Consider the following 25518-nt stretch of genomic DNA (forward strand, 5'->3'; position numbering starts at 1 on the left):
GTCAGTGGACGGCGCCGATGCGGCCGCCCATCGGCACCACCGTGCCCTCGCGCAGCTCGATCGCCAGCCGGCCGGCGACCGGCGCCTCGATCTCGACGACCGCCTTGTCGGTCTCGATCTCGGCGACGAGCTCGCCCGCCTTCACCGTATCGCCCTCGGCCTTCGCCCAGCGCAGAATGGTGCCTTCGCTCACCGTCAGATCGCCGAACGGCATGGTGATCGGCTCGCCGCCCGCCGCCGCGCTCGACAGCGCCTCGGCGGGCACGACCGGTGCGGCGGGCGCGAGCGCGGGCGGAACCGGCGCAGCGACCGGGGACGGCGCGGCGGTTGCGGGCACCGCGGCGGCGAGCGCCGGATGGCGCCAGTGCCAGGGAACCGGGGCGCGACCGGCGAGCACCGACTTCGCCGCGGCGACCACCTTCGCGGCGTCGACGAGCATGGTCCGTTCGAGCGCGGGGGCGAGCGGATGGCTGATCGGCTCGCTGTGCAGCCGGCCGACCGGCGCGTCGAGATCGTCGAAGGCGAGTTCGTTCATCGCCTGGCCGAGCTCGGCGCCGACGCCGCACATCGCCCAGCCCTCGTCGACGATCAGCAGCCGGTGCGTCTTCGCGACGCTCTCGGCGACCGTCTTCACGTCGAGCGGCATGATGGTGCGCAGGTCGATGACCTCGGCCTCGATGCCCTCCTTGGCGAGGGCCTCGGCCGCTTCGAGCGCGCGGTGGACGAGTTGGCCGGCCGACGCGATGGTGAGGTCGCGACCCTCCCGCGCGATGCGGGCGACGCCGAAGGGCACCAGATGCTCGCCGTCCGGCACCTCGCCCTTGGTGGCGAAGAGTGCCTTCATCTCGAGCATCAACACCGGATCGGAACCGCGCAGCGCCGTCTTCATCAGGCCCTTGGCGTCGGCCGGTGTCGACGGCAGGCAGACGATGAGGCCGGGAATGTGCGCCCAGACCGGATGATAGGCGCCGGAATGATGCGGGCCGGCGCTGCGGACCGCGCCGGCTCCGACGCGCACCACCATCGGCGCGTTCATCTGGCCGTTCGACATGTAGCGCAGCTTCGCCGCCTGGAGCACGATCTGGCCGGCCGCCTCGAACATGAAATCGGCGAACATCAGATCGGCGATGGTGCGCGCGCCCGTCGCCGAGGCGCCGACCGCAGCACCGGTGAAGCCCTGCTCGGAGATCGGCGTATCGATCATCCGTTCGGGGCCGAATTCGGCAAAGAGGTTCTTGGTATGCGCAAAGGTGCCGCCGCGCTCGCCCGTGCCCTCGCCGAAATACATGATCGCCGCGTCGCGCCGCATCTCCTCGGCGATGCCGTCGCGCACCGCGTCGAGCCAGCTCGTCACCGGCCCGCCGGTCCTCGGCCGATGAGCGAGCGCGGCCGCCGGATTGAGCGGCTCGGCGAAGACGTGATGGAAACTGGTCGCCGGATCGGGCTCCGGCGAGCGGCGGGCGAATTCGAGCGCCTCCTGAACGACGTTCTCGATACGCCCGTCGATCGCATCCAGTTCGCCGGCCGCGGCCGCCTCGAACTGGTCGACGAGCCGCTCGCGGAAGGTCTTGATCGGATCGCGCGCCGCCCAGGCGTCGACCTCCTCCTGGGTGCGGTAGGTGCCGACCACCGGGTCGCCCTCGTGATGGCCGACGGTGCGATAGGTCTTCGCCTCGATCAGGGTCGGCCCCTCGCCGCGGCGGGCGCGGTTGACGGCGTCGCGCGTCACCTCCCAGACGGCGAGCACGTCATTGCCGTCGACGGCGACGCCGGGAATGCCATAGGCGGCGGCGCGGCTGGCGATCTCGGGATTGAGGGTCGCCGTCTTCAAGGGCGTCGCCGTCGCGTAGAGATTGTTCTCGCAGACGAAGACGGCGGGCGCCCGCTGGATGCCGGCGAAGTTCAGCGATTCGTGGAAGCCGGCATGGTTGGTCGCGCCATCGCCGAAGAAGGCGACGCCGATGTCGTCCCGGCCCTGGCGGCGGGCGCTCATGCCGACGCCGACGGCGTGGCTGATGCCGGCCGCGACGATGCCATTGGTGCCGAACAGCCCGACCGAACGGTCGTAGAGATGCATCGTGCCGCCGCGGCCGCCGCAGCAGCCGTCGCGCTTGCCGAACAGCTCCGCCATCAGGATGTTGGGGTCCATGCCCTTGGCGAGCGCATGGCCGTGGCCGCGGTGGGTGGAGGTGACCCAGTCGGTCGACCGCAGATGGGCGCAGACGCCGACTGCCGTCGCCTCCTCGCCGATATAAAGATGCAGGAAGCCGGGGGTCTCGCCCTTGCGGCAAGCGATCTGCGCGACGCTCTCGAAACGGCGCAGCAGCACCATCTTCTCGTAGAGCGCCAGGAGCTGGGGAATCTCGAGATTGGGGACGGGACGGAGCGATCGGCCGCTGGCTGCGGCGCGGGAGGAGGTTCGGCTCATTTCCCCACCTGTGACTGCCCCGAACAGGGCGCTGCGGCGTGAATCGCCGCTCTTAAGTTTATAATAGCATCATCTTATAACCAGCATTCGGGACACGGCAAGAGGGGCGCGCGTCGTCCTCGACGCGCATGAGCGCCACCGCCCGGCGGGGCCGGTCGACCGGCGTGACGGGAGAGGGAGGGAGAAAGGGGAAGAGAGAAGGAAGCCGCGCCGCAGCGCGGATCGGGGCGAGCGGCGCGGCCTCAGGCCAGTGGGCGGAGCGCAGGATGCGGGATCAATAGTCCCACTGCGCGCCGATGCCGATCTCGCTGTCGCCGTCCGCCCCGGTCGCGCCCTGCAGGCGAATGTTGCGCGTCACATCGACATCGACCGTGACGCGGCTCGAATCCGGCTTCGTGCCCTGGCGGACGCCGAGATAGACGCGGTCGTTCAGGCGCTTGCCGATGCCGACCTCGGCGCCGGTTCCGGTCGGGTCGGTGCCGATGTCGAGGGTGTCGACGCCGAGCGAGCGACGCACGTCGTCGACAACACCCGGCCCGCCGCCGGAGAACTGGGCGATGGTCTGCGCCACCTGGAGCGCCTGGCCGGGGGTGAGCGAGCCGATCGAGCGGTCGAACAGAAGGCGCGACAGAACCTCGTCCTGGGCGAGTTCCGGGCTCGAGGTGAAGCTCACCTCGGGCGTGGATGCCGTGCCGGTGACTTCCACGGTCACGGTGACGTTGTCGCTCGTCGTATCGGCGGCGATGTCGAGCGTCGGGTCGAGCGAGCCGGTGAAGCCGACATTGCCGCGTGTGAAGTCGAGCCGGCGGCCGAGGATTTCCAGTCGTCCGCGGCGGAGTTCGAAGGCGCCGAGCGTCACCGGCGAAGCGGTGGTGCCGGAGAGCGTGAGGTCGCCGCCGAACTCGGCATCCATGCCCATGCCGCGGACGAACACGCCGTTCGGCGCCGACAGCGTCAGGTCGAGATCGGCGAGAAAGGCCGGCGGCGCGGCATCCGCTCTCCGGCGGCGTGCCTGTTCCTCGCGGGCGCGGGCCCGCAGGCCCCGCTCCGCCCCGGGCGCGCGGCCGATATTGATGTGGCGGACGTCGAGCGGATCGAGGCCGCCCGGCAGCCGCTCCGGCAGGTTGACGTCGAGGCTCGATATGTCGAGCCGGCCGCCGATGCGCGGCCGCTGTGCGATCGGGCCGCTGATCGTCACCCGGCCGCCCGTGACGAGCCGGACGAGGTCGCTCGACAGGAGCGTCGCCCGGCTGAGCGTCAGGGTGATGTCGGCCGGAAACCCGGCGGCGGGGTCGAGCCCGATGCGGCCGGAGCCGGTCACCGTGCCGCCCTGCGGCGTCCGCGCGGTGAGCGCGGCGATCTCGACCGTGCGGTCCGACCCGGTCAGGGTCGCCGCGATGTCCGACAGCGCGATGCCGTTGAGCGTATCGTCGTAGCGCCCGCCGCTCACCCGCGCCGTCCCGGACAGGCGCGGCGCGGCGGCGCTGCCGCCGATTCGCGCATCGATCGCCGTCGTGCCGGCGACCCGCGCCCCGGAATTGGCGAGCGCCGTATTGGCGATCGCGAGGTCGATCGTGCCGGCAAGGGCGAGATCGAGATCACCGGCGCCGAGCGGTACGCTGCCCTCTACCCTGACGCCGGAAACGGAAGGCGCGTCGATCGTCGCATCGACCGTCGCGCGGCCACCCGCAAGCGTCCCCTCGGCGCGGATCGCAAAGGGGCCGAGGCCGGCGCGGGCGATCCGGCCATTGGTCAGCCGCGGCACGGTCAGGCGGTAGCGCCCTTCGAGCCGGTCGGCCCGGCCCGAGATCTGCGCCTCGCCCGACAGAGCGCCGTCGAGATCGAGGCCGGGATCGGCGAGCGCGGCGAGCGACAGCGGCAGGTCGGCGATCTCGACGGAAAGGTCGAGCGTCTCGCCCGCCCGGCCGCGCACCGTCGCGCGGCCCGAGCCGGTGCGCAGCGCCAGCGCGTCGATCGCGACGCCGTCCGCACCGAAGGTCAAGGTCGCAGGCGCGCCGAGCGCCGCGGTTACACCGCTCCGCGCGATGTCGAGCCGGTCGAGCCGCAGCCGGCGGGTCTCTCCCGCCAAGGCGAGTTGGCCGGCGGCCTGTACCGTGGCGCCCTCGATCGCCGTGTCGAGCGTGAGCGCGGTGGCGCTGCCGTCGCCCGAGGCGGTCACCGTCGCCCGCTCGATCCGCCGGCCGCCGGCCGCGACATCGCCGAGCACGGCGCGTCCGTCGAGCCGCAGGGCGCCGGCCGGATCGGTGACCGTCGCGGAGATCTCGGCGCGTCCGGCGCGGTTGTCGCCGAAGGTGAGCCCCGCGCCGGTGCCCTCGAGCGCGATCGTCTGCCGCCCGTCCGCCGCATCGAGCGTCACCGTCGCGTCGAGCCGGCCGCCGATATCGGCGAGCACCAGCGGCGCGAGATCGGCGAGATCGCCGGCCGCGACCGCGAGCCGGCCGCGCAACAGCCCATCGGCGCCGAGCGCGGCCGTGCCCTGCGCTGTGACCGAGCCGACGGCGAGATCGAGCCCGTCGAGGGTGCGGCCGCCATCGGCGTCGGTGGCGAGCGTCGCGCGGCCGCGCGCCGGCTTGCCGGCGACGCTGCCGGTGAGCGCGAGCGTGCCCGAGGGGCGCCCGGTCAGATCGGCGAGCGTCGCCTCGAGGGCGAGGTTCTCGACCGGCTTGCCCATCGCGACGCCCGAGGGCACGGCGAGACGCGCGTCGAGGGCGAGGCTGCCGAGCGCGCCGGAGAAGCGGAAGGTGGCGTCCGCGGCGCCGGAGACGCGGGGATCGAACCGCCCGAGATCGGCGAGCGCCGCCCTGCCGGACAGATCGGCCGTTGTCCGGTCGATCCGTCCGTCGACGGACACGTCGAGCCCGTCCGCGGAGAGCGTCAGCCCGTCGACGGCGATCCCGTCGGCGCTGCGGGCCACGCCACCGCGCACCACGCTGCGGCCGGCGAGCATGCCATCGAGCGCCGCGATGCCGGTCGCGACATGATCGCCGCGGCCTTCGACCGTGGCGCGGAGATCCGCGAAGCCCGCCGAGGCGGCGACGGTGGCACGCAGCGCCGCGGTGCCCGAGAGCGGCCGCCCGGCGAGCGCCGAGAAGGCGGCGAGATCGAGCCGCGTCACGTCGAGCCGGCCGTCGAGGCCCGCCGCGCCGGCCGTGCCGGCGAAGCTGGCGTCGAGCGGGTCGAGCCGGGCTTCCGCCGCCGTGACGGTCGGGACGCCGTCGACATAGGTACCCGCGGCGCCGAAGGCGCCATTGCTGCCGAGCGCCGCCGCGACCTCCGGATCGTCCGCGGTGAGGCCCGTTGCCGTGCCGTCGAGGCGGAAGGCGTGGCCGCCCTCGTCGCGTGGGGTCGCGCTCGCCCGCGCCTCGATCGCTGCGGCGCCATAGCCTTCGCCGGCGACATCGCGCGCGGTGAAGGTGGCGGACGCCTCGGGCGCCGAGAGCCGGCCGGTGACGGTGGCGTTCAGCCGCCACTCGCGCCAGGCGAGCCCGGGCGCGAGGGCTGCGTAGCGGGCGGGATCGCCGCCGACGAGATCGAGGGTCAGGTCGAGCGAGTCCGCGCTCCGGTCGATCGCGCCGACGAGGGCGAGGCCGAAGCCGGGCGCCGAGAGATTGAGCCCCTCGATGCCGACCGCGCCGCCGTCGCGCACGACGGCAGACCCCATCAGCGTCGTCCGGCCGGCGAAGAGCGGCGCCACCTTGGCGGGAACGAGGCCCTCGACCGCGCCGGCGAGGTCGAGCATGACGCGGCGGCCGCCTTCGACCCGACGCACCGCGCCCGTGCCCGAGACGGTGCCGGCCGGGCCGGCATCGAGCGCCAGCGTGCCGTTCCAGTCGTCGAGCGGCGCAGTGCCCTCGATCGTCAGCGAAAGCGGCGGCCGCCCCTCGATCTCGAGCAGATTGGCGACGAGGCCATCGGCGGGCTCCGTGCCGGTGACGTCGACCGAGAGGCGCCCGCCGGCGGTGCCGGGGGAATAGCCGAGCCGGCCGGAAATCGTGCCGGGCGCATCGAGCCGGGTGAGCGCGAAATCGACGGCGAGGCCGGCGTCGGGGTCGGCGAGACGGGCGGAGCCGGTGAGCGCGAAGCGGGAGGCGAGGCCGGCAACGGGTCCGGCGAGCGCGATCTCGTCGACGGAGAGCCGCTCGAGCGCGAGCTCGAGGAGCGGCAGGCCCGCACCGCCATCCGGCTGCGCGTCCGGCAGGACCGGCCGGCGATCGATCGCAACGCGGGCCGCGGCGAGCCGCTCGATCGCCACCGTGCCGGAGAGGAGCGCGAGCGGATCCCAGACGAGCGACGCCCCCTCGATGGTGGCGAAGCGGCCCGCGCCGTCGGAAAGCACGATCCGCTCGACGCCGATCTCGGAGGGGACGAAGCCAGAAAGACCCTCGACCGTCACGGTGAGGCCCTCGCTGCTCGCGAGGCGCCCGGCGAGTGCGGCGAGTGCGCGTTTGCCGGGCCCCGTCTGCGCCGCACCGAACAGCAGCGCGGCGAGCACGGCGACGCCCAGCAGGAGGGCGATGAGCGAGAGGAGAAGGCGGCGGAGAATGCGCATCAGAAGGCCTGTCCGAGGCTCAGATAGACCCCGTAGCCGGAATCCTCGCTGTGCGGGTTGAGCGGCACGGCGACGTCGAAGCGGAGCGGCCCGATGCCGGTGTAGTAGCGCAGGCCGAGACCGGCGGAATAGCGCAGGTCCTGGAAATCGGGCAGCGAGTCCGCAAAGGCGGCGCCGACGTCGACGAAGGGGACGATGCCGATCTTCTCCGTGATGCGATAGCGGATCTCCGCCGAGGCGGCGAAGAAGGAGAGGCCGCCGATGATGTCGCCATCGGCGTCGCGCGGGCTCGCCGACTGGTAATCGATGCCGCGCACCGTGCCGCCGCCGCCGACGAAGAAGCGCCGCTGCGGCGGCACGTCGAGGAGGTCCGCGCCGAAGATCGTGCCGGCCGAGACGCGGCCGGCGATGATGGTGCGCTTCTCCTCGTCGAAGGCGCGGTAGGCCGACAGCGCGCCGCGGAAGAGCAGCGGCCCCGCCCCCGCCGCACCGAGCTGCGCGAAGGGCTCGAAGGTGGCGCTCGCCCGGATGCCCTCGCTCGGATCGAGCGCGTTGTCCGTCGTGTCATAGGCGACGTCGAGCGGCACGCCGAGGATCAGGTCGTCGCGGCTGCCGTCGCCGTCCTCGACCGTCGCATCTTCGAAATCGAGGCCGATCTGGCCGGAGAGCTGTTCGGTGAAGGCCCGCCTCACACCGGCCGTCACCGTATAGCCCTCGCGGACATAGGCGTCGGTCACCTCGCGCAGCACCGAGGCCTCGGTGACGAGGTCGTCGATCGGCGTGAAGATGCCGGGCTTGCCGAAGCGCGCGGTGAAGCGATAGCCGAACGGATCGGCATCCGGCACATCATCGGGCGTCTTGCCGTACCAGGAGAGCTGGCCGTCGAGCCGCAGCGTCTCGGCCCCGCCGAAGAGATTGCGGTGGCCCCAGAAGGCATTGATCGAACTGCCGTCGGTCGAGGAATATTTGGCGCCGAAGCCGACATAGCGAGGCTTGCGCTCGGTCACCACGATCTCGACCGGCAGCCGGCCCTGCGCATCGAGCGCGTCGCCCTCGACGATACGCACACCCGAGAAGATCTCGTAGCGGGCGATCGACTTGCGCGTATCGGCGAGACGCTTCGGCGAGAACATCTCGCCCGGAACGATGCGCACCCGCTCGGCGACGAAGCCTTTCCGGACCTGCTCCTCGCCCGAGACGGTGACCGCGCCGAAGGTCGCGACCGGGCCGGGATCGACAAAGAAGGTCACGTCGAGCGTGTTGCGGGCATGATCGGCAACGACATCCTTCGACGCCACCTTGGCGAAGGGATGGCCGAGATCGCGATAATGCCGCGCGATGCGGCCCTCCGCGTCGATCACGGCGGCCGACCGGGCGGGCTCGCCGGGCTCGAGGCGGATCGCCGCGAGGGTCGGCGGCTCGACGAGCGGGCGGCCGCGCGCGTCGACCAGGGCAATACTGCCGAACCGGAATTCCGGCCCCGCGGCAACGGTCACGGCGACGGGAACCGGGCCGGCCGATCGCGCCGCCTCGATGGCGGCGAGCGCGCCGTCGGCGTCGACGGGCACGCCGGCGACCGTGATGCGGATCGTGCCGGCATAGCGGCCATGGGCATAGAGCGCGGCGGTGATGAGATCGATGTCGCCGAGCGCCCGGCGCAACAGGCCGGCGGAACCGGAGGGCGGCGCGCGGCGCAGCCGCTGCAGCCGGGACGAGCGCTCGATCTCCTTGCGGGTGGACCGGCCGGCGCCCTCGACCGTCAGCTCGACCGTATAGGGCAGCGCATCGGCAATGGCCGGAACCGGCGCGTCGCGCAGGCCGAGGAACACGCCGACCCGCTCGAAGAAGCCCATTTCTTGAGCCGGCGCCGGCAGGGTCGAGACGCTCGCCAACAGAAGCGCACCGAGAACCACGCCGCCACCGGTCGCTCTTCGTCTTCCGGCCGGCTGCGGAACCATGCGCGATACGCCTTACTCTGATACGCCTACCCCAACCCGACGCCACGCCCCAAATTAGCCTTGAATCCAATCGTGGTCACGATGTGGCGTCGGCCCTGTCAAATTCGACGAGGGTGAGTCGCGTTCCCCGCCATTTTATCCGCCCATTGCGAACAGAGAGTGAATCGTGCGTGCTTCCGCGGGTCATGGCAGCCCCTGATTCGTCCGCTTCCTATCTCGACCGGCTGAACGCGGCGCAGCGGGCCGCGGTCGAGCACGGGCTCGACGGCAGCGCGGGGCCGCTGCTCGTCATCGCCGGCGCGGGCTCAGGCAAGACCAACACGCTCGCCCACCGTGTGGCGCATCTGATCGTGCGCGGCGCCGATCCGCGCCGCATCCTCCTGATGACCTTCTCGCGCCGCGCCGCAGCCGAGCTCGCCCGCCGGGTCGAGCGGATCGCCGGCCGGGCGCTCGCCGGCCGGCCGGACGCGGTGTCGGGTGCCCTCACCTGGAGCGGCACCTTCCACGCGATCGGCGCGCGGGTGCTGCGCGAGTATTGCGGCGCGATCGGTCTCGACGAGCGCTTCACGATCCACGACCGCGAGGATTCGGCCGACCTGATGAGCCTCGTCCGGCACGAGCTCGGCTTCTCGAAGACCGAGAGCCGCTTCCCGGCGAAGGGCACCTGCCTTGCGATCTATTCCCGCACGGTGAACTCGCAGACGCCGCTCGCCACGGTGCTGCGCGACGTCTTCCCCTGGTGCGCGATGTGGGAGAAGGAACTGCGCGCCCTGTTCTCGGCCTATGTCGAGGCGAAGCAGGCGCAGGGCGTGCTCGATTACGACGATCTCCTGCTCTATTGGGCGCAGATGATGGCCGAGCCGGCGCTCGCCGCTGATCTCGGCGGCCGTTTCGATCATGTCCTCGTCGACGAATATCAGGACACCAACCGGCTGCAGGCCTCGATCCTGCTCGCCCTGCGGCCGGACGGGGCGGGAGTCACCGTGGTCGGCGACGACGCGCAGGCGATCTATTCCTTCCGCGCCGCGACGGTGCGCAACATCCTCGACTTCCCCACCGCCTTCGCGCCGCCGGCGCGCGTGCTGACGCTCGAACAGAACTACCGCTCGACGGGCGCCGTGCTCGCCGCGGCGAACGCGGTGATCGGCCTCGCCGCCGAGCGCTTCACCAAGAATCTCTGGTCGGAGCGCGAGACCGGCGCGCCGCCCGCCCTCGTCGCGGTGCGCGACGAAGCCGTCCAGGCCGACTATGTCGCCGCCGAGGTGCTCGCCAACCGCGAGGCCGGCCTGCGGCTCAAGGATCAGGCGGTGCTCTTCCGCACGTCGAGCCACAGCGGTCCGCTCGAGATCGAACTGACGCGCCGCAACATCCCTTTCGTCAAGTTCGGCGGGCTGAAATTTCTCGACGCCGCGCACGTCAAGGACCTCCTCGCCGTCCTGCGTCTCGCCGCCAATCCGCGCGACCGGATCGCCGGCTTCCGCGTGCTCCAGCTCCTGCCCGGCGTCGGCGCCTCGACCGCGGCGCGCGTGCTCGACTCGCTCGCGACCGCGGCCGACCCGGGCGCGGCGATCGCGGCCTTCACGCCGCCGGCCCGTGCTGCGGAACACTGGCCCGCCTTCTCTGGCCTGATGACGCGCCTGATCGCCGGCCAATCGCCCTGGCCGGCCGAGATCGAGGCGGCGCGGCTCTGGTACGAGCCGCATCTCGAACGGATCCACGAGGATGCGGCGCTGCGGCGGGCCGATCTCGTCCAGCTCGAGCAGATCGCCACCGGTGCGCCCTCGCGGGAGCGCTTCCTCACCGACCTGACCCTCGATCCGCCCGATGCGACCAGCGAAGCGGTGCCGCCCGGCCGCGACGAAGACTATCTGGTCCTCTCCACCATCCATTCCGCCAAGGGACAGGAGTGGAAGTCGGTCTTCGTGCTCAACGTCGTCGACGGCTGCATGCCGTCCGATCTCGGCGTCGGCTCCTCGGCGGAGATCGAGGAGGAGCGCCGGCTCCTCTATGTCGCCATGACGCGGGCGAAGGACACGCTGAAGCTCGTCGTACCGCAGCGCTTCTATACGAGCGGTCAGGCGGCCCGCGGCGACCGCCACGTCTATGCGGTGCGCAGCCGCTTCATCCCCGACCGGCTCGCCGGCTTCTTCGCCCGCGAGGCCTGGCCGATCGCCAGCCCCGAGGCCGCCACAGCGGCCCGCCCCGACGCGCCCCGCATCGATATCGGCGCGCGCATGCGAGCGATGTGGACGTGAACCGGCCCAAGGAGCGTCACGCCCCGCAGTGCTTCCGGCGCCAGCCCACTCAGGACACCAAGCCGGTCACGCTGCGAAGATCTGACACGTTAACGCCGAGGTAATGTTGGATTGAGGAGTGAGCGGCGCCACAGTGATCGCCGCTCATCGCTCACTTCACATAATACGCGAGATAAGCTCGACCAGCGCTGTGATTGTAACGAGAATTGCTTTCAGCAAGTTCACGATCATCACCATTCGGTCGAGCCGTCCATATGCTCTACGCATAAGAAGGCTCTACGGTTGCCCATCCAAATTGCGATGATCGCTCACGAGGCGACCGGCAGGGCGGCTGGACCCTACAATCCGTGATCTCGGCCGCGCGCTGTAGCTATTTGTTCAGGGTAGCCAGCGCGTCTCTTGCAGTAGATAGTCAGCCGCCATTCCCATTTCAAGATGGGCCGCACCGGCTGGAAGCCGATGTGACGGTAATCATGATCTTGAGTATCATTTATCGGGGCAATCCGCCACACCGGCCGCCGAATTCACCAACTACAACGCCTGCGATGCTGCGGGAAAGGCATACATGGAGCGGACCGCAGGCCCGCCGGAAGTCTTGTGGTAGTGCGTGCCCAAGTCTGAAGCCGACTTGCCTGCCTTGATCCGCAGCAATTGCGGGACCCACGGCTTGGACCCGGAAGCCGGGCCGCCGCGTCTCGAAGCGGCGGCCCGATACCCTGCTGGAAGGTCAGAACTGGTATTCGAGGCCGCTGCGGACGACGTAGCCGTCGAAATCCTGGCTGATCGTGTAGCTGGTCTCGCCGTGGTTATCGACCGCGGTGAGCGAATGTCGGCCGAGGTCGTAGTAATAGCCGTCGAGCGTCAGGATGACGTTGTCGGTCACGGCGTAGCTCGCGCCGCCGCCGACCGCGAAGCCATACTTCGTCTCCGAATCGCTCGCCGACCAGGAGGTGTTGTTGGTGACGCCGCCGCTGCCGACATCGGTGGGCGAGCTGCCGGTATCGCCGCTCCAGTCATTGTCGACCTGCTCCGAGACGGAGGCCGAGGTCTTCATCCGGATGTCGCCGGATGCGACGCCGCCGGTCGCATAGACGAGCACCGGACCCGCCGCGAGACCGAGCCGGGCGCGCGCGGTGCGGATGTTCGACGCCTCGCTCTCGAAGGTGAAGCCGCCGCTCTGGCTGTATTCGCTCTGATAGTCGGTGTAGTAGGTCGTCGTGCAGGGCGAGCCGCCGACGATGCACTGGCTGGTCGAAGCGTCGATCGTCGCGCCCTCGCCGATCGCGAACGCCTTGTCCACCGCCTGCTTCATCAGGGAGCCGTCGACCTCGGCGCCGAACACCACCGGCCCGAGCTGGTAATTGGCGCCGATCCTGAGCGAGCCGACGACGTTGATGTCGCCGTTCGCGATCGAATTGATCCAGGGGCTGATCGGGTCGGCGACGCCGAGCGTGGCGCCGTCGAGCGAGCCGACGGAGGTGAGCGTGCCGCCATAGCCATAGGTCGGACCGTAGGTCGTCGACGCGCGCACGTTATCGTAATGCTCTTCGCGCGCGAGATCGCTGACATACATGCCGTTTTCCCAGCGGCCGTGCGGCGCGCCGGCCGAGGCCGAGCCGCTGTAGGATGCGCCCGGATCGTCATAGCGGACCGAAGCGTCGCTCTCCGAACCGGTCACGCCCACCGAGGCGCCGACATAGACGCCCGTCCAGTCGTGATCCTGCGCAGCCGCCAGACCGGCCGAGCCAACGAGCGCCACTGACGCCAAGAACAGCCTCATCGACATCGCGATGCCCCTTTTCCCCGCGAACCCCTGCGAGCCTGCCCATAGCGCAACTCTCGCGTGCTACACGCATAGGCTTTATGAGCGGAGGAGTCCAGCCCCTTCCGACGCCGCACGGCGGGCGAAGATCCACCCATCACTTTGATAGTAATAAAATTTTTAACTCGGCGTTCAGATTTCGGCCTTCCAGCCTCACCGCCTGGGATTGCATTCCCCGGTCATCCGAGCGATCGGGCCGATCGCGTCGCCGCCGCGCGTCCCGGCGAGGTGTTTCCGCACTGCCGCAGCGGCCGGTATTCGCATGCCGCAACGGCTCGGAAGGCGTGACATCTTCGGCCGCTGCGGGGTAAAGAGGCCGCGCGTGCCGTCGCGGCGTCAACGGGGATTTCCATGCGTATCGCCATGATTGGGTCGGGCTATGTCGGCCTGGTCTCGGGAGCCTGTCTCGCCGACTTCGGCCATCAGGTGGTCTGCGTCGACAAGGATGCGGGCAAGATCGCGGCGCTCGGGCGCGGCACGATCCCGATCTTCGAACCCGGCCTCGACAGTCTCGTCGCCGAGAACGTGCGGCGCGGCAATCTCTCCTTCACGACCGATCTCGCCGCGGCGGTCGGCCCGGCCGACGTCGTGTTCATCGCGGTCGGCACGCCCTCGCGGCGCGGCGATGGCCATGCCGACCTGTCCTATGTCTATGCGGCGGCGCGCGAGATCGCCGCGGCGGTCGACGGCTTCACCGTCGTCGTGACGAAGTCGACCGTGCCGGTCGGTACCGGCGACGAGGTCGAGCGGGTGATCCGCGAGACCAATCCGGCGGCCGATGTCGCCGTCGTCTCCAATCCGGAGTTCCTGCGCGAAGGAGCGGCGATTTCCGACTTCAAGCGTCCCGACCGCATCGTCGTCGGCCTCGAGGACGAGCGCGCCCGCCCGGTGATGACCGAGGTCTACCGGCCGCTCTATCTCAACCAGGCGCCGCTGCTCTTCACCGGCCGGCGCACATCCGAACTGACCAAATATGCCGCCAACGCCTTCCTCGCGATGAAGATCACCTTCATCAACGAGATGGCCGATCTCTGCGAGAAGGTCGGCGCCGACGTGCAGGAGGTCGCGCGCGGCATCGGCCTCGACAACCGCATCGGATCGAAGTTCCTGCATGCCGGGCCGGGCTATGGCGGCTCGTGCTTCCCGAAGGACACGATCGCGCTCGCGAAGACCGCGGAGGATTATTCCGCCCCGCTCCGCCTCATCGAGACGACGGTGGCGGTCAACGATCACCGCAAGCGCGCGATGGCCCGCAAGATCATCGCCGCCTGCGGCGGCGAGGTGCGCGGCAAGACGGTCGCCCTGCTCGGCCTCACCTTCAAGCCGAATACCGACGACATGCGCGAGGCGCCCTCGCTGTCGATCATCCAGGCCCTGCAGGACGCCGGCGCCCGCATCCGGGCCTATGATCCCGAAGGCATGGACGCGGCGAAAGGGCTGACGGAGAACGTCACCTTCTGCGGCGGCCCCTATGAGGCGGCGGAGGGCGCCGAGGCGCTCGTCATCGTCACCGAGTGGGAGCTGTTCCGCGCGCTCGATTTCGAGCGGCTGAAGGGCGCGATGAAGGCGCCGCTCCTCGTCGACCTGCGCAACATCTACCGGCGCGACGAGGTGCGCCAGCACGGTTTCGACTATCTGAGCATCGGCCGCGGCTGAGCCGCCGTCCGGCCGGGGAACCTACCCCCAGACCGAGCGCAGGCTCCACGCCTCGCGCGCCATGATCTCCGTCGCGGGGCCGGGGACGATCTCGATCACGTCGAGGTCGATGACGCGATAGGTCCGGCGCGTGCCGCAGACGGCGCCGCCATTCGCGAACAGTTCGATCGTGCCGCGGTCGAAGATCAGCGTCAGTTCGGAGAGGTCGAGCGGCGCCGAGGCGTAGCGGATGCGGCCGTCATCCTCGGGCACGCTGATCTTCAGCCGGCCGTCGATGTGCTCGACGGCGAAGGCGTGGCCGTCCGCGGTGCGGCCGAAAATGCGGATCCCGTCGAGCCGGCCGGCGAGCGCGATCTCGGCCGCGGCCCCGGCCACGGTGGCGAGCCGCCCGGGCTCGGCCTCGGCGAGCGGCTCGGAGCGCAGCGCCCGGTAGCCCTCCTCGGGCCGCATCACCAGCCGCTGCCGCGCGTCGAGCGCGAGGACCCGCGGCAGCGACATCTCGCCGCTATAGACGGAGCCGGGGGGTTTGCGGAACTGCCAGTTGAAGAGCCAGGCGAAGGCGATCTGCCGGCCCTGTGCCGCGAAGCTCTGCATCGCGTAGAAATCGGTGCCGAAATCGAGCTCCTGGAGTTCGTTTCCATGAGGCTGGAAGCGGTCGTTCTCGAAGCTGCCGGTCAACGCATACATCAGATTGTGCCGGCCGGTGTCGGGGTCGACGAGGCCGACAAAGCTCATGACGAGCACGAAATGGCCGTCGAGCGGGAAGAAGTCGGGGCATTCGACGCAGCGCGCGCCGTTCTCGCGATACTGCGCCGGCGCCCGGTAGAGCACGCAGACGAAGGTCCAGTCGATGCCGTCCTCCGAGCCGTAGAGGAGCACGGCCGGATCGTCCTCGATCGCCGCGCCGAGCACCATCCGGTAGACGCCCCGCTCGGTGTCGTACCAGACCTTCGGATCGCGGAAGTCGTGCGCGCTGCCTTCCGGCTCGTGATCGAGCACGACCTCGTTGTCGTTCGGCCGCAACAGCCCGCGCGAGGGCACGACGCGCCGCTGCAGCTCCTTGAAGTCGCTGTTGCCCTCATAGGTGGGCATGCGCTCGGTGTAGTAGACGAGCGGCTTGCCGCCCGGGCCGATGCAGGTCGTGCCGGAGAAGGCGCCACCCGTTGCCCCGAGCGCCTCGAGGTTCTCTTCCGGATGCAGGAACACCGGCAGGTGGGTCCAATGGTAGAGATCGGGGCTCGCCGCATGGCCCCAATGCATCGGCCCCCAGTCCGTGCTGTTCAGATGGAACTGGTAGAAGAGGTGGTAGAGGCCGTCGACATAGCAGAGCCCGTTCGGGTCGTTCATCCAGCCGCGGAAGGGCGAGAAGCGAAGCTGCGGCCGGCCGCGCTCGGCGGCGTACCAGCCCGGCCAGCGGTCGCGCGGATAGGTGCGGATGTCGCCATTGCGGAACTCGACGAAGGTGACGCCGGTCTGCGCGACGGTCGCGGGATTGAACAGATAGGCGACCGATATCTCGATCGCGGCGTCCTCCCACTCGATCTCGATCTCGCCCTCGCGATAGTGGGTGTAGGTGTAGAACTGGAAATAGGGGGTCGGATAGGCGAGACGGAAGAAGGTCTTGCCGCCGGCGCGGATGGCGATCGGCGTGTCCGTGGCGGCGCCGGGCTTCGCCCGCGCCCAGAATTCGAGGCGATCGCCCACCCGGACCGCCGTCGCGGATCGTCTCAGCACCCGTCTCTCCCGCACTTCGTTCCGCAGCCACGCCGCCCGCTCCTTCCCGACACGGGAAATGCGGCGTGGCGAGGGCGCGCCTGCCGGCGGCGGTCAGCCGAACCGGTCGGGATCCGGGCCGATCCGGCCGGCGCTGTCGTCGAGCGCGGCGATCGCGTCGAGGTCGGCCTCCGAGAGCGCGAAGTCGAACACCTCGACATTCTCGCGGATGCGCGCCGGGGTCACGGATTTCGGAATGACGAGCAGGCCGTTGTCGATGTGCCAGCGGATGATCGTCTGGGCCGGCGTCTTGCCGTGCCGGGCGGCGATCGCGCCGATCGTCGGATCGTCGAGCAGCCGGCCCTGGCCGAGCGGGCTCCAGGACTGGGTGGCGATGCCCATCTCGGCGTGGAGATCGCGCAGACGCCGCTGCTGGAAGCGCGGATGCAGCTCGACCTGGTTGACCGCCGGCACGACGCCGGTCTCGTCGACGATCCGCTTCAGATGGTCGGGTCCGAAATTCGACACGCCGATCGAACGGACGCGGCCCTCCTCGCGCAGCCGGACGAGCGCCTTCCACGTCTCGACATAGCGATTCCGGCCCGGCTGCGGCCAGTGGATCAGATAGAGGTCGAGCGCATCGAAGCCGAAGGCGGCGAGGCTCGCCGCGCAGGCCCGCAGCGCCTCGTCGTAGCCGTGCTCGGAATTGGCGAGCTTGCTCGTCACGAAGACCTCGTCGCGCGGCAGGCCGGACTGCCGCACGCCCGCGCCGACGCCGCGCTCGTTGCGATAGGCCGCCGCGCCGTCGATCAGCCGATAGCCGGCGGCGAGCGCCGCCCCGACGACCGCCGGCGCCTCGCCGTCGTCGACCTGCCAGACGCCGAGGCCGAGCTGCGGGATCGAACGGCCATCATTGAGGTCGAGCGCGGTCTGATGGGCCATGGGACATTCCTTCGGGACGGGGAGCGCGCGGCTTGAGCCGGCTGGGCGGGCGGCGGGGTGCCCGGCTTAAGATAGACCGCCACGGCGCCACGAAAACCCCCGTCGCACGCGCGCGGTCGACCCTGAAAATCGGCAGAGAGACAAATTTTCCACACTTTGCGTATATGTCGATAACGTGAGCAGATGACCGGTCGGTGCGCAGCCCTCGGCGGGTGCGGGGGCCGAAGGCCGGCGGCCGGCGGGGCCCACTGCCGCCGCCCGTATTGGCGCAGGCCTTGCAATCGGGTGCAGGATCGGTTGGGAAGCGATGGAATACGGAACTCGGTGAGGCGAAGCCTCCGCACAATTCACGAGACTCTTCTCGCCGATCAAGCGGTGCTATATCGGGGCGTGCCGGCCATGATCCGGCGCCGGCAACCCGATGATCTCGAGCCGAGCCGGCAATCGCCCAAGCTCGGCCAAGCCTCGGCCGCGACCACGGAACCCCGCACCATGGTCGCGGCCGACGGGCCTTTTGGATGTTTCGGGATGTGCTTTGGCGGAGCCGGCGGCGTCAGCCCTTGCGTGGGCGGCCCATCGGAAAGGGCATATAGCCGACGAAGCCGGTGAGCTTCCACACTCCGTCGACCTTTCGACAAAAGTAGAGCGTCTGCCAGCTGAGCACGTCCGTGCCGCCGTCGGCGCGCGCCACCGTGCCGTCGAACTTCTTGTGCGCCACGGCGCGCTCGCCCGCGAGGTCGATGTCGCGCAGATTGGTGGCGCGGAAGAGCGCCGCCCGAAGCGGCTCGGCATAGGCGACCTTCGCCGTCTCGGCCGCCTGGCGCAGCCATTCGTCGCGATAGACCTCGAGCGTCGGGAAGGCGAGCCGCCAGCTGTCCGGCAGTTCCGAGCCATGGGCGTGGAGCCCCATGAAGCCCTCCTTGACGAAGTCGCCGTCGACCATCGACCAGTCGGCGGCGAGGAAGGCGTCGATGTCGCGCTCGACGAGCATGGTCCAGATCGCGCGGCGGTCCGGATCGGCGGGGAAGGGATTGACGGTGGCGTCCATGGCGGGCTCCTCGGGCGGGTCTCGTGTCGTGCTCGGCGGGCTCAGGTGACCTTGCCGCGGGCCGCGACGGGCAGCACGTCGACGACCCTCTCGCCCGAGACGAGATGGACGATGTCGAAGAGATTGCTGACCGGACAGGCGTGATTGGGCAGCACGCGGACCCGGTCGCCGACCGAGGGCCTCGCCGTCGCGGCGGAGAGGTCGACATGGCCGTGCTCCTCGCTCAGCCCGGCGATCACCGCGCCCGGCGCCTCGAGGATCTCGCCATAGCCGACGCAGCCGAGCAGGTCGCTCGTCAGCGCCTTCGATCCCGCGTCGAGGACCGCGCGGTCGGCGGTCGGACGGCTGACCACGGTGGTCAGCACGGTGAGGGCGCAATCGGCATGGGTGGCTGCGCCGCGGTTGATCAGCGAGCGGTCGTTGTAGATGTAGGTGCCGGGCCGGATCTCGGTCGCATGGGTGACGAGGTGCGAGCGGTAGAGATCAGGCGTGTTGCCGGCCGAGACCACCTTCACCTCGAGTCCGGCCGCTTCGTGCAGCCTGAGCGCCTCGCCGAGATAGGCGTCGACCGCCGCCATGCCCCCGACCGGCGGATAGGTCATCAGGCCGCCGAAGACGAGGCCCGGCGCCCGGTCGATCGCCTGCGCGAGCGCGAGTGCCGCCTCCGGCGACTGCACGCCGCAGCGGCCGGCCCCGGTGTCGCATTCGACGAGCACGGCGATCGGCGCGGCCCGCCCCGCAAAGGCCCCGGACAGGCCCTCGACCACCGGCAGGCTGTCCGCCGTCACCTTGATGGTGATGCGGTCGGCGAGCGCGGCGAGGCGGGCGAGCTTCGCCTTCCCGAGAATGTTGTAGGGCATGTAGATGTCGGAGAGCCCGCCATCGGCCATCACCTCGGACTCGCCGAGCTTCTGGCAGGTGATGCCGACCGCGCCGAGCTCGACCTGGCGCTTCGCGAAAGCCGGCAGCTTGTGCGTCTTGATGTGCGGCCGCAGCGCCAGCCGATGCTCGTCCGCATAGGCCTGCGCGCGTGCGAGATTGGCTTCGACGCGGTCGACGTCGATCAGAACGGCCGGGGTCTCGATGTCGTCGATCGTCTTCGGAAGGGTCATGTTCTCGTCCGGAAGCGCGTCAGTCGCCGAGCGGCAGACGCGGATTGTTGACCTTGAAGGTGGCGAGGCTCTGCTTGAGGCGGCGGAGCCCCTCGAGGACCTTCGGACCGATCGTCTCGGCGGTCGCGGTGGCGATCATGTCGACGATGGCGAGAAGGGCGTAGCGGGAGGAATGCGGCTTGTAGATGTTCGGGTCGTCGGCGGCCGCGAAACCGACCACGAACTCCGCGGCGGCGGCGAGCGGCGAATCGGCGGCGGTGATCGCGATGGTCGTCGCACCATATTGCCGGGCGATCACCGTCGCGTCGATCGCCGAACGGGCGAAGCCGGACGTCGAGAAGGCGATGAGCACCGTCTCCGGCCGGGCGACCGAGGCCGCCATGCGCTGCAACTGGCCGTCGGTATAGGCCGCCGCCCGGACGCCGAGCCGGAACAGCCGGTTCTGCATCTCGACCGCCATCATCGACGAGGTGCCGCCCGAGCCGACGATCACCACCTGCTCGGCCCGCGCGATGGCGGCCGCGACGCCCATCACGCCGGACATGTCGAGCGAATCGCGAATCCGCTCGATCGCGGCGATGGCGGAGGCGGCCACCGCGGTGGCGATCCGGCTCTCGCGCGCGTCGCGGTCGGGGGCGTCGGCGTTGAGATAGATGCCGCCCACGGCGAGCGCCTGGGCGAGGTGGAACTTGAAGTCGCGGATGCCCTCGCAGCCGAGCGTGCGGCAGAAGCGGGTGACGGTCGGCTCGCTGACGCCCGCCCGCGTCGCCAGCTCGGCGATCGAGGCCTTCGAGGCGAAGTCGACATCGGCGAGGATCAACGCGGCGAGCCGGCGGTCGGATTTCGACCCCTCCTCCGCCCGCAGCCGGATCCGCATCACGATGTCGAGGATGTCCCTCATCGCACGGGCATGCCCGTCGCCGCATCGAAGACATGGGTGAGGGCCGGATCGGCCCTGAGCGGCAGGGTCTCTCCGGGCGCGACGCGGATGCGCTCGCGGAACACCGCCCGCACCGGCGCCGTATCGATCGTGCCGTAGAGATGCGTCTCCGAGCCGGTCGGCTCGACGACGTCGACGCGGAAGGGCAGCGCTCCCTCGCCCTCGCCGATGCGGAAGTTCTCCGGCCGGATGCCGATCTCGACCGCCTTGCCGGCGTGCGCCGCGCCGATCGCCCGTGTCGCGATCGCCGAACCGTCCGCCCGCACCACCGCGGTTCCGCTCTCGCCGCCCCGCACGGTCGCCGGGATGAAGCTCATCGAGGGCGAACCGAGGAAGCTCGCGACGAATTTCGAGGCCGGATTGTCGTAGAGGTCGAGCGGCGCGCCGGCCTGGACGATCCGGCCCTCGTTCATCACCACGATCCGGTCGGCCATGGTCATCGCCTCGATCTGGTCGTGCGTGACATAGACGATGGTCGAGCGCAGCCGCTGGTGCAGCGCCTTGATCTCGACGCGCATCTGCACGCGGAGCTGCGCATCGAGATTGGAGAGCGGCTCGTCGAACAGGAACACCGCCGGATCGCGCACGATCGCCCGGCCCATGGCGACCCGCTGGCGCTGGCCGCCGGAGAGCTGGCGCGGGAAGCGGTCGAGATAGGCGTGCAGGTTGAGGATGCCGGCCGCCCGCTCGACGCGGCCGCCGATGTCGGCCTCCGGCTCCTTCCGGATGCGCGGGCCGAAGCCGATATTGCCGCGCGCCGTCATGTGCGGGAACAGCGCATAGGACTGGAACACCATGGCGATGTTCCGCTGCTGCGCGGAGAGCTCGTTCGCCCGCTTGCCGCCGATCAGGAGATCGCCCGAGGAGATATCCTCGAGCCCGGCGATCATGCGCAGAAGCGTGGACTTGCCGCAGCCCGACGGCCCCACCAGCACGACGAACTCGCCATCGGCGATGTCGAGATCGATGGCGTGCAGGATGGCGACCGGGCCGAACCGCTTGGCGACATTCCTCAAGGCGAGATCGGACATCGCGTCACCCCTGGAGCACGTCGTGGATGAAGGGAAGATTGCCGGCGGTGAGGCCGGCGTCGACCGGCAGCGCGACGCCGGTGATGCCGGCGGCGGCCGGCGAGGCGAGGAAAAGGCAGGCCTTCGCGACATCGACCGGCGAGACGAGCCGCCCGAGCGGATAGAGCCGCAGGATCTTGTCGGCGATCGAAGGATCGCGTGCGATGCGGTGCTCCCACGCGGCGGTCATCACCGAGCCCGGGCAGACCGCGTTCGAGCGGAGGCCGTGGCGGCCATACTCGACCGCGATGCCGCGCGAATAGGCGAGGATGCCGGCCTTCGCCGCCGCATAGGCCGGATTGCCGAAATGGATGAGGCCGTTGACCGAGCTCACGAAGACGATAGCGCCCGATTGCGCCGCGACCATCGAAGGCAGCAGCGCCTGCGTGAAGCGCATCACGCCGGTGAGGTTCAGTTCCACCTCGCGGGTGATCGAGGCCTCGTCGAGATGGTCGAGCGTCTCGGCGCGCGTCCAGCCGGCATTGTTGACGAGGATGTCCGGCGTACCGAAGGCTTCCGCGATCCGCCCGCCCGCGGCGCTCGCCGAATCGGCGTCGAGCAGATCGAAGGTGACGGCGTGATCGGCCGCCGTGCCCTCGAGATCGCCATTCGTGCGGTCGCAGGCGACCACCTCCGCGCCCGCGGCCTTGAACACCTCGACGAGCGTCGTGCCGATTCCACCGCCGGCGCCGGTGACCACGGCGCGTTTTCCGCTAAGCTGCATCGTCGTCCCTGTCCGGCCCCCCGCGGGGGGCGTGCTGTTTGGCTCACAACAGCGCGAAAAATGAAAGTTCGCAACATAAAATATCGCCTTGTGCCGGCAGGGGCGCCGTGTAATGTAGGAAAGCAACAAGACTTCCGGCTGCGTCAATCATGCGCTCAGGGACTTGGCCGCGCGCCCGGAAAGCCTCGACTGTCCATCGTCTGGAGGGACCAGGATGAAGACCATTTGGCAGAAGATCGCGCTCGCGGGCGTCAGCCTCGCCGCGCTCACGGCCGCCGCCTCGGCCGGCACCGTCCGCGTCACGGTCGCGGAATATTCCTCGAAGACCGGCCCCTATTTCGCCGAGGCCGAGAAGGCCTTCGAGGCGGCCAATCCCGGCATCGACATCCAGTTCGAGGTCGTGCCCTGGGACAACCTGCTGCAGAAGCTGACCACCGACATCGCCGGCGGCTCGAACGCCGATCTGTCGATCATCGGCACGCGCTGGCTGGTCGACTTCGTGCAGCAGGGCGTCGCCGCGCCGCTCGACGAGTATATCACGCCGGAGTTCAAGGGTCGCTTCATCGACACCTTCCTCACCCCGTCGATCATGGACGGCAAGACCTACGGCCTGCCGATCGCCGCGTCCGCCCGTGCGATGTATTACAACAAGTCGCTGTTCGAGAAGGCCGGCGTCTCCGAGCCGCCGAAGACCTGGGCCGAACTGACCGACACCGCCAAGAAGATCTCCGCGCTCGGTGACGGCGTCTATGGTTTCGGCCTGCAGGGCAAGGAAATCGAGACCGACGTCTATTTCTACTATGCGATGTGGTCCTATGGCGGCGAAATCGTAGAAGCGGACGGCACGTCGGGTCTCGACAGCCAGGCGGCGATCGACGCGGCGAAGCTCTACAAGGCGCTGATCGACGAGGGCGCCACCGAGCCGGGCGTCACCTCGTACAACCGCGAGGACGTGCAGAACCTGTTCAAGCAGGGCAAGATCGGCATGATGATGACGGCGCCGTTCCTGTCCGGCCAGATCAAGGCCGAGGCGCCGGACCTCCAGTACGGCGTCGCGCCGATCCCGGCCGGTCCGAACGGCGACCAGGGCACCTACGGCGTCACCGACTCGATCATCCTGTTCGAGAACTCGCAGAACAAGGCCGAAGCCTGGAAGTTCCTCGACTTCCTGTTCTCGACCGAGTGGCGCGTCAAGTTCACGGTCAATGAAGGCTTCCTGCCGGTCCAGAAGGAAGAAGCGGCCGACCCGCACTTCGTCAACGACGCCGACCTGAAGGTCTTCGCGAGCCTGCTGCCGAACGCCCGCTTCGCGCCGGTGATCGCCGGCTGGGAAGAAATCGCGGAGAAGACCTCGAACGCGCTGCAGTCGATCTATCTCGGCCAGGGTGAGGTCGAGGCGACGCTGAAGGCCGCGGCGGCCGAAGCGAACACCGTTCTCGGCAAGTAAGCCGGACGGAAACCGCGTCCGGGGCCGATCCGCCCCGGACGCCCTCCCTCGTCGACACGCGCGCCCGCCGGGCGGGCCGAGAAGGGCGACAGCGCACCGATGCGCCGCAGGAATCCGCTTCCCTATCTCCTGATCCTGCCGAGCTTCCTGCTCGCCGCCGCGGTCATCATCTGGCCGGTCTACGACCTCGTCCAGATCGCCTCGAACGACGTAAACCGCTTCGGCCAGTTGCGCGGCTTCAATGATTTCGCCAATTTCACCGCGCTGTTCGCCGATCCGAACTTCCTCGCCGCGGTCGGCCGCACGGCGCTGTGGACGGTCGCGGTGGTCGCCGGCGCGATTCTCGTCTCGGTGCCGGTGGCGCTGATCCTCAATTCCGATTTCTACGGCCGCGACATCGCCCGCGTGATCGTCATGCTGCCCTGGGCGGTGTCGCTCACCATGACGGCGATCGTCTGGCGCTGGGCGCTCAACGGCGAGAGCGGCATGCTCAATTCGGGCCTGCGCGCGCTCGGCCTGATCGACACCAACATCCAGTGGCTGGCGAGCGCGTCGACCGCCTTCCCGATGGAGATCGCCATCGGCATCCTCGTCACCATTCCCTTCACGACGACGATCTTCCTCGGCGGCCTCTCCTCGATCCCCGGCGATCTCTACGAGGCCGCCTCGCTCGAGGGGGCGAGCGGCTGGCAGCAGTTCCGCGAGATCACGCTGCCCCTGCTGCGGCCCTTTCTCAACATCGCGATCGTCCTCAACACGATCTATGTCTTCAACTCCTTCCCGATCATCTGGGTGATGACGCAGGGCGGCCCGGCCAATTCGACCGACATCCTCGTCACCCATCTCTACAAGCTCGGCTTCCGGATCGGCCAGCTCGGCCAGGCCTCGGCCGTGTCGCTGGTGATGTTCGCGCTCCTGCTCTTCTTCACCATCGTCTATGTCCGGCTCGCCATGCGCGAAGAGCGGGCGCATCAGGGGGCGTGATGTCGAAGAAGCTCAAGCGTTCGATCATCGCCTGGCTGCTGCTCGCGCCGCTCGTCGTGCTCGTCTTCTTCCCCTTCGCGGTGATGTTCATCACCGCGATCAAGCCGCAGACCGAGGTTCTGTCGCCGCACTGGTGGCCGCACGAGCCGCGCTGGCGCAATTTCATCGACATGTGGGCGGCGACCAATTTCGGTCAGGCGCTGTGGAATTCCGTGGTGGTCTCGACCTTCGCGACGCTCGGCGCGATCGTCATCTCGATCCCGTCCGCCTATGCGATGTCGCGCTTCCGCTTCCGCGGCCGCGAGGCCTACCGCCAGTTCCTCCTCATCACCCAGATGCTGTCGCCGATCGTGCTCGTCGTCGGCCTGTTCCGGGTGATCGCCTCCTTCGGCCTGATCGACAATATCGGCGCCGTCACCTTCGTCTACATGGCCTTCAACATCGCCTTCACGGTGTGGATGCTGCAGAGCTATTTCGCCACCGTGCCGAAGGATCTCGAAGAGGCGGCGTGGATCGAGGGCGCCAGCCGCTTTCAGACGCTCGTCAAGGTGTTCCTGCCGCTCGTCACCCCGGCGATCGCCGTCACTGCGATCTTCACCTTCATCAATGCCTGGAACGAGTTCGTCATCGCGCTCACGCTGCTGCGGCGGCAGGAGAGCTACACCCTGCCGATCCAGGTCTTCTCGCTCGTCGCCGGCCGCTACACGGTCGAATGGCACCACGTCATGGCGGCGACCTTCGTCGCCACCCTGCCGGTCGCCGTGCTCTTCGCCTGGCTGCAGCGCTATCTCGTCCGCGGCCTTGCGCTCGGCGCGGTGAAGTGACCGGCCGCCCTTCCCCATCGCTCAG

At 69.6% G+C, this 25518-nt stretch carries 16 protein-coding genes; 5 read left to right on the forward strand and 11 right to left on the reverse strand.

Annotated elements, in window-relative coordinates:
- Position 1: 1 nt before the first annotated feature.
- The 3 genes from GGQ63_RS06315 to GGQ63_RS06325 form a co-directional block, all read right to left on the reverse strand.
- Positions 2–2428, reverse strand: a complete 2427-nt coding sequence (locus tag GGQ63_RS06315) for a pyruvate dehydrogenase complex E1 component subunit beta (protein WP_183853684.1) — start codon at positions 2426–2428, stop codon at positions 2–4.
- A gap of 274 nt (positions 2429–2702) precedes the next feature.
- The gene (locus tag GGQ63_RS06320) at positions 2703–6998 is read right to left on the reverse strand and encodes a translocation/assembly module TamB domain-containing protein (protein WP_183853686.1); all 4296 of its coding nucleotides are present in this window, start codon (positions 6996–6998) and stop codon (positions 2703–2705) included.
- Positions 6998–8956, reverse strand: a complete 1959-nt coding sequence (locus GGQ63_RS06325) for an autotransporter assembly complex protein TamA (protein ID WP_246429634.1) — start codon at positions 8954–8956, stop codon at positions 6998–7000. The genes GGQ63_RS06320 and GGQ63_RS06325 overlap by 1 nt, the downstream gene beginning before the upstream one ends.
- Before the next feature lie 185 nt (positions 8957–9141).
- On the opposite strand from GGQ63_RS06325, the gene GGQ63_RS06330 reads away from it, so the two are divergent.
- A complete protein-coding gene (locus GGQ63_RS06330; RefSeq protein ID WP_183853688.1) occupies positions 9142–11211 on the forward strand; it encodes an ATP-dependent helicase in 2070 nt (689 codons plus the stop codon).
- A 727-nt stretch (positions 11212–11938) separates the two neighbouring features.
- Here the strand turns inward: GGQ63_RS06330 and GGQ63_RS06335 are convergent.
- A complete protein-coding gene (locus tag GGQ63_RS06335; protein ID WP_183853690.1) occupies positions 11939–12997 on the reverse strand; it encodes an outer membrane protein in 1059 nt (352 codons plus the stop codon).
- A gap of 387 nt (positions 12998–13384) precedes the next feature.
- Between GGQ63_RS06335 and GGQ63_RS06340 the strand changes: the two genes are divergently transcribed.
- A complete protein-coding gene (locus tag GGQ63_RS06340; RefSeq protein WP_183853692.1) occupies positions 13385–14689 on the forward strand; it encodes a UDP-glucose dehydrogenase family protein in 1305 nt (434 codons plus the stop codon).
- A gap of 21 nt (positions 14690–14710) precedes the next feature.
- Here the strand turns inward: GGQ63_RS06340 and GGQ63_RS06345 are convergent, their stop codons facing one another.
- The 7 genes from GGQ63_RS06345 to GGQ63_RS06375 form a co-directional block, all read right to left on the reverse strand.
- The gene (locus tag GGQ63_RS06345) at positions 14711–16423 is read right to left on the reverse strand and encodes a glycoside hydrolase family protein (protein ID WP_343061092.1); all 1713 of its coding nucleotides are present in this window, start codon (positions 16421–16423) and stop codon (positions 14711–14713) included.
- Positions 16424–16516: 93 nt separating this feature from the next.
- Entirely contained in the window at positions 16517–17344 is an 828-nt protein-coding gene (locus tag GGQ63_RS06350; RefSeq protein WP_183853694.1) for an aldo/keto reductase, read from the reverse strand.
- 553 nt (positions 17345–17897) lie between these two features.
- Positions 17898–18392, reverse strand: a complete 495-nt coding sequence (locus GGQ63_RS06355; RefSeq protein WP_183853696.1) for a hypothetical protein — start codon at positions 18390–18392, stop codon at positions 17898–17900.
- A 41-nt stretch (positions 18393–18433) separates the two neighbouring features.
- Positions 18434–19504: a D-TA family PLP-dependent enzyme gene (locus tag GGQ63_RS06360; RefSeq protein ID WP_183853698.1), complete on the reverse strand. Its 1071-nt coding sequence runs from the start codon at positions 19502–19504 to the stop codon at positions 18434–18436.
- A 19-nt stretch (positions 19505–19523) separates the two neighbouring features.
- The gene (locus GGQ63_RS06365) at positions 19524–20405 is read right to left on the reverse strand and encodes a MurR/RpiR family transcriptional regulator (protein WP_183853700.1); all 882 of its coding nucleotides are present in this window, start codon (positions 20403–20405) and stop codon (positions 19524–19526) included.
- Positions 20402–21475 carry an ABC transporter ATP-binding protein gene (locus GGQ63_RS06370; protein ID WP_183853702.1) on the reverse strand — a complete coding sequence of 358 codons (1074 nt, stop codon included), beginning with the start codon at positions 21473–21475 and terminating at the stop codon, positions 20402–20404. The genes GGQ63_RS06365 and GGQ63_RS06370 overlap by 4 nt, the downstream gene beginning before the upstream one ends.
- A gap of 4 nt (positions 21476–21479) precedes the next feature.
- Complete coding sequence (locus tag GGQ63_RS06375) at positions 21480–22238, reverse strand: SDR family oxidoreductase (protein ID WP_183853704.1); 759 nt, start codon at positions 22236–22238, stop codon at positions 21480–21482.
- A gap of 214 nt (positions 22239–22452) precedes the next feature.
- Between GGQ63_RS06375 and GGQ63_RS06380 the strand changes: the two genes are divergently transcribed.
- From GGQ63_RS06380 to GGQ63_RS06390, 3 genes are all read left to right on the forward strand, one after another.
- Positions 22453–23685, forward strand: coding sequence for an ABC transporter substrate-binding protein (locus tag GGQ63_RS06380; protein ID WP_183853705.1), 1233 nt, complete (start codon positions 22453–22455; stop codon positions 23683–23685).
- 99 nt (positions 23686–23784) lie between these two features.
- On the forward strand, positions 23785–24669 hold the full coding sequence (locus tag GGQ63_RS06385) for a carbohydrate ABC transporter permease (protein WP_183853707.1): 885 nt from the start codon (positions 23785–23787) through the stop codon (positions 24667–24669).
- Positions 24666–25493 carry an ABC transporter permease subunit gene (locus GGQ63_RS06390; RefSeq protein WP_183853709.1) on the forward strand — a complete coding sequence of 276 codons (828 nt, stop codon included), beginning with the start codon at positions 24666–24668 and terminating at the stop codon, positions 25491–25493. The genes GGQ63_RS06385 and GGQ63_RS06390 overlap by 4 nt, the downstream gene beginning before the upstream one ends.
- Positions 25494–25518 lie beyond the last annotated feature (25 nt).

It is taken from the genome of Prosthecomicrobium pneumaticum, assembly GCF_014199915.1.
In the GTDB taxonomy this organism is placed as follows: domain Bacteria; phylum Pseudomonadota; class Alphaproteobacteria; order Rhizobiales; family Kaistiaceae; genus Prosthecomicrobium; species Prosthecomicrobium pneumaticum.